Annotated in this window: 1 rRNA gene; it reads right to left on the bottom strand. The window is 50.1% G+C overall.

The features are described 5' to 3' along the window. Window positions 1-1,161: ribosomal RNA gene (locus AC3A6M_RS24795) — 23S ribosomal RNA — on the bottom strand; the annotation flags it as partial. Between the last annotated feature and the right edge of the window lie 179 nt (window positions 1,162-1,340).

Below are 1,340 nucleotides of genomic sequence, written 5' to 3'. Positions count from 1 at the left end.
GATATCCGCAGCTTCGGTGACTGGCTTAGCCCCGTTACATCTTCCGCGCAGGACGACTCGATCAGTGAGCTATTACGCTTTCTTTAAATGATGGCTGCTTCTAAGCCAACATCCTGACTGTTTTAGCCTTCCCACTTCGTTTTCCACTTAGCCAATCTTTGGGACCTTAGCTGGCGGTCTGGGTTGTTTCCCTCTTGACGCCGGACGTTAGCACCCGACGTCTGTCTCCCAAGCTCGCACTCACCGGTATTCGGAGTTTGCAATGGTTTGGTAAGTCGCAATGACCCCCTAGCCATAACAGTGCTCTACCCCCGGTGGTGATACTTGAGGCACTACCTAAATAGTTTTCGGAGAGAACCAGCTATTTCCAGGTTTGTTTAGCCTTTCACCCCTACCCACAGCTCATCCCCTAATTTTTCAACATTAGTGGGTTCGGACCTCCAGGGCGTGTTACCGCACCTTCATCCTGGCCATGGGTAGATCACCTGGTTTCGGGTCTACACCCAGCGACTGTCGCCCTGTTCGGACTCGATTTCTCTACGGCTCCCCGATCTGGTTAACCTCGCCACTGAATGTAAGTCGCTGACCCATTATACAAAAGGTACGCCGTCACCCCATTGAGAGGCTCCGACTGTTTGTATGCACACGGTTTCAGGATCTATTTCACTCCCCTCCCGGGGTTCTTTTCGCCTTTCCCTCACGGTACTGGTTCACTATCGGTCGATTACGAGTATTTAGCCTTGGAGGATGGTCCCCCCATCTTCAGACAGGATTTCTCGTGTCCCGCCCTACTTGTCGTACGCTTAGTACCACCGTCCGGATTTCGTGTACGGGGCTATCACCCGCTATGGCCGCCATTTCCAGGGCGTTCCACTATCCAGTCGACTATCACGTACAAGGCTCATCCCATTTCGCTCGCCACTACTTTGGGAATCTCGGTTGATTTCTTTTCCTGCAGCTACTTAGATGTTTCAGTTCGCCGCGTTCGCTTCACATACCTATGTATTCAGTATGAGATGACCCAAAGGGCCGGGTTTCCCCATTCGGAAATCTGCGGATCAAAGTGTGTTTGCTCACTCCCCGCAGCTTATCGCAAGCTACAACGTCCTTCATCGCCTGTAATCGCCAAGGCATCCACCATGTGCACTTATTCACTTGTCCCTATAACGTTGGCCCCTGCATGAGTGTCAGGGAACGTCATAGATCAAATGACAGCTTACTTTGTTTGTTGATACATACAGATTACTACCCTAAGTGTTCAATACATCTTTCGATGCGTTGAACGCTTAAAGAAAACTTTACTTCTTCCAGATTGTTAAAGAACGAGAACTACACTTATC

The organism is Telluria sp. Soil_C_11, from assembly GCF_057657395.1.
This window is presented reverse-complemented; position numbering and strand designations above follow the sequence as displayed.